This is a genomic window from Streptomyces violaceorubidus (assembly GCF_000717995.1).
In the GTDB taxonomy this organism is placed as follows: Bacteria; Actinomycetota; Actinomycetes; order Streptomycetales; family Streptomycetaceae; genus Streptomyces; species Streptomyces violaceorubidus.
The window spans coordinates 1-4,731 of record NZ_JODM01000077.1 but is presented as its reverse complement, the minus strand read 5'-3'; the positions used below and the strand labels follow the sequence as shown (position 1 = coordinate 4,731).

Sequence of the window (4,731 nt, the reverse complement as noted above, 5' to 3'; positions counted from 1 at the left end):
TGGGCCAGTTGATGTGATGCCCGTGGGTGTGGAGGTGTGCTGCGGAGGTGAGGAGTCGGGTGAGGGTGCCTTCGTTGCGGCGGAGGGTGCCGGTGATGGCCTCCGCGCCCTCGACTTCCTCGATGCTGTAGGTGAGGACGGGGTGGGCGCTGGACTCGATGTAGGTGGTGTGGCCGCTCTCGGTGAGCTGTGCGACGGCGGTGTGGAAGTGGACGGTCTGGCGGAGGTTGCGGTACCAGTAACCGGCGTCGAGTTCCGTGGTGTTGAGGAAGCCCGGCTCCACGGTCGAGAAGAACGGGACCTCGGCGGCCCGGGGCGTGATGCCCGCGAGGGCCGTCGCCAGCTGCTCCTCGATCTTTGTGACGTGCGCGGAGTGTGAGGCGTAGTCGACGGGGATCAGCCGGGCCCGGACGTCCTGGTTCTGAAGGTCCTTGACCAGGGCCTCGACGGGGTCCTTGTCGCCGGAGACCACGGTCGTGTTCGGCCCGTTGATCGCGGCGATGCCCACCCCGCCGGGGAGCTGTGCTTCGACGGTGTGGGCGGGCTGCGGGACGGAGGCCATGGCACCCAGGCCGACGAGGTGCTCGCCGATGATCTGTGCGCGTACGGCGACGACCTTCGCCGCGTCCTCCAGCGACAGCGCACCCGCCACGGCCGCGGCCGCGATCTCGCCCTGGGAGTGACCCACCACCGCGTCCGGACGGACACCGAAGTGCTGCCAGGTCGCGGCGAGCGAGACCATCACGGCCCAGGTGACGGGCTGGATGACGTCGACACGGTCCAACTCCGTGCCGGAGCCCAGGACGTCGGTCAGCGACCAGTCCACGTACGGCGCGAGGGCCTCCTCGCAGCGGGCGATGGACTGCGCGAACACGGGCACGGTGTCGAGGAGTTCGGCGCCCATTCCGGCCCACTGAGTCCCCTGCCCCGGGAACACGAACACGGTCTTTCCGGCGCTCTTGGCCTGCCCCTGGACCAGATGCGTGTGAGGCTGCCCGGCAGCGAGCGCGTCGAGCGCCGCGGTCAGGGCATCAGAGGTCTCGCCCACCACAACGGCCCGGTGCTCGAACAGGGCGCGTCCACGGACGAGCGTGTCGGCGACGGCCGCGACATCCGCCTCCCGCCGCCGGCCGACGTACTCGCCAAGCTGCCGTGCCTGATCGCGCAGGGCGTCGGCGGACCGGGCCGAGATCACCCAGGGCACCACCGCACCCGAAGGCTCCGATTCCAGGACCGGTTCGTCCTCCGGTGCCTGCTCCAGCACCGCGTGCGTATTGGTGCCGCTGATGCCGAACGACGAGACACCGGCGCGGCGCGGCTGTCCCGTGTCGGGCCAGGCCGTCTCCTCGGTCAGCAGGGCGACGGCTCCGGCCGACCAGTCCACCTTCGGGGTCGGCTCGCCCACGTGCAGCGTCCTCGGCAGGACCCCGTGCTGGAGGGCCATGACCATCTTGATGAGGCCCGCGACACCCGAAGCGGCCTGCGTGTGACCGATGTTGGACTTCACGGAGCCCAGCCAAAGGGGCCGGCCGGACGGGCGGTCCTGGCCGTACGTGGCGATCAGGGCCTGGGCCTCGATCGGGTCGCCCAGCTTGGTGCCCGTGCCGTGCGCCTCGACGGCGTCGACCTGGTCGGGGGCGAGGTCGGCGTTGGCGAGGGCCTGGCGGATGACTCGCTGCTGTGAGGGGCCGTTGGGGGCGGTGAGGCCGTTGCTGGCGCCGTCCTGGTTCATCGCCGTCCCCCGGACCACGGCCAGGACCCGGTGTCCGTTGCGCCGCGCGTCCGACAGCCGCTCCAGCAGCAGCATGCCGACACCCTCGGACATGCCCATGCCGTCGGCGTCCGCCGAGAACGCCCGGCACCGGCCGTCCACGGACAGACCGCGCTGCCGGCTGAACTCGGTGAAGGAGGTGGGCACCGCCATCACGGACACACCGCCGGCCAGCGCCAGCGTGGACTCGCCCTGCCGCAGCGACTGCGCTGCCAGATGGAGAGCCACCAGCGACGAGGAGCAGCCCGTGTCCAGCGTGACCGCGGCGCCTTCGAGGCCGAGGACGTACGAGACACGGCCCGAGGCGATGCTCGCGGTGTTGCCCGTGCCCAGGTAGCCCTCGATCTCCTCCGGGGTCTCACCGAGACGCGAGCCGTAGTCGTGGTAGCTGACGCCCGCGAACACGGACGTACGACTGCCCCGCAGGGACTGGGGGTCGATGCCCGCCCGCTCGAAGGCCTCCCAGGACGTCTCAAGCAGCAGCCGCTGCTGCGGGTCCATCGCCAGGGCCTCGCGCGGGGAGATACCGAAGAACGCCGGGTCGAAGTCGGCGGCGTCGTAAAGGAAGCCGCCGTGCCGGGTGTACGACGTGCCGCGCCGCTCCGGGTCCGGGTCGTACAACCCGTCGAGGTCCCAGCCGCGGTCGGTCGGCAGCCCGGAGATCACGTCACCGCCGCGCAGCAGCAGCTCCCACAGCGCCTCGGGCGAGCGCACGCCGCCCGGGAAGCGGCAGCCCATGCCGATGATGACGATCGGGTCGTCGTCGGCGGCCGGAAGGGCCGACGGCGCCGCGACGGCCCCCGCCGACGCCCTGTCGGGCAGCGAGCCGAAGAACTCGTCCCGCAGATGACCGGCGAGCACACCGGGGGAGGGGTAGTCGAAGACCAGGGTCGCCGGCAGCCGCAGCCCGGTGACCGTGTTGAGCCGGTTGCGCAGCTCGACCGCGGTGAGGGAGTCGAAGCCCAGATCGCGGAACGCCCGCCCCGGGTCGACCGCCTCACCGGAGGCATGACCGAGGACCGAGGCCGCCTGGGCGCGGACCAGGTCGAGAAGCACCCGGTTCCGCTCGTCGGCGCCGAGGCCCTCCAGCCGGTCGCGCAAGGGCGACGACGCAGCCCTCGCCGCGTGGGGCCCGACCGGGGCCGCCGACGTGGCCGCCGCCTCGATCTCCCGCTGCGCCTCGGGAACACCGGCGAGCAGCGGACGAGGCCCGGCCGAGGTGAAGACCGGGACGAAGCGATCCCAGTCCACATCGGCCACGGCCACGAAGGTCTCGCCGCGGGTGAGGATCTGACGCATGGCGGAGAAGGCCGTGTCCGGGTCGAGGAACGGCAGCCCCCGGGCCTGGAGTTGTTCGGGCTTGACGCCTTCCGGAAGCCGCTCCGGGTCCCAGACGTTCCACACCCCCCAGGCGATCGAGCTGGCCTTCAGACCGCGGGCCCGGCGCTGCTCGGCGAGCGCGTCCAGATAGGCGTTGGCGGCGGCGTAGGCACCGTGGTCGCCGCTGCCCCAGACACCGGCGATGGAGGAGAACAGCACGAACGCGTCGAGGTCGTCGGAGCCCAGCAGCTCGTCCAGGTGCGCGGCGCCGCCCACCTTCGCGGCCAGCACGTCCGCGAACTCGTCGAGCCCCGACTCGGCGAGCGACGCCAACTCGATGAACGCCGCGGCGTGTACGACCGTACGCAGGGACTCACCGTCGGCCTTCAGCCGCTCCAGCACACCGGCGAGAGACTCGCGGTCGGCGGCGTCGCACGCGGCCACCGTGAGACGCACCCCCTCGACGTCCAGCTCCGTCGCCAGCTCGGCCATGCCCGGGGCGAGCGGACCGCGCCTGCTGGTCAGCACCACATGCTCGGCCCCGTTCGAGGCGAGCCACCGCGCGATGTGCGGACCGAGCGCTCCCGTGCCGCCGGTCACCAGCGCCGTACCACTGGTCCGCCAGGCCGACGCCGCCGGCTCGGGCGTCGCCACGTCCAGCGAAGACCGCACCAGACGGCGGGCGAAGACACCCGAGGAACGGATCGCCACCTGGTCCTCGCCCGCCGGCCCGGCCAGCACCGCACACAGGCGCGCCCGCGCCCGGTCGTCCAACTGCCCCGGCAGGTCGACGAGTCCGCCCCACCGCTCGGGCTGCTCCAGCGCCACGACCCGGCCAAGCCCCCAGACCTGAGCCTGCACCGGGCTGCCCAAAGTGTCCGAGGCCCCGACCGCGACCGCGCCGCAGGTCCCGAACCACACCGGGACCTCAAGCCGCGCGTCACCGAGCGCCTGGACGAGAGCCAGCGTCCCGGCGACACCCGCCGGCATCGCGGGATACGCGGGGCAGGACTGCTCGTCGAGCGCGAGGAACGACAGCACACCGGCCGGGGGAACCTCCTGCGCGGCAAGTGCCTCACCGATGAGGTCGAGGTACGCCCCCCGCGCGGCCCCGGAGGTGTTCAGCTCCAGCGGCACGACCCGCGCGCCGTGCGCCGCCAGGCCCTCGGCCGCCGTACGGACGACGTCATCGGTGGCCCGCCCCTCCGGGAATACCACCAGCCACGTCCCGCCGAGCCCGGTCGCAGAGCCCCCGTCGGCCACCGGCTTCCAGCTGATCCCGTAGCGCCAGTCGTTCACCGTCGCCTCACGCCTGCGCTCCTGCCGCCAGGACGCGAGCGCCGGAAGCACCGTGCTCAGCGACGCGTCACCAGGGACGTCGAGCCTGTCCGCGAGGGACTGCCAGTCCTCGTTCTCCACGGCCTCCCAGAAACGCGTGTCGACGATGTCCGTCGCAGGGACGGAGGCGTGTGCCGCCGTGGTCTCCGGTACGTCGATCCAGTAGCGCTGGTGCTGGAAGGGGTAGGTGGGGAGGTCGGTGGGCCGGGCGGTGGGCGGGGTGTGGGGGATGGGCCAGTTGATGTGATGCCCGTGGGTGTGGAGGTGTGCTGCGGAGGTGAGGAGTCGGGTGAGGGTGCCTT

The 4,731-nt window shown here is 72.4% G+C and carries 1 protein-coding gene; it reads right to left on the bottom strand.

Features of this window, described 5'->3' with window-relative positions:
• The coding region (locus IE94_RS0133870) for a type I polyketide synthase (protein ID WP_157849438.1) at window positions 1-4,731 on the bottom strand (4,731 nt) is incomplete at both ends.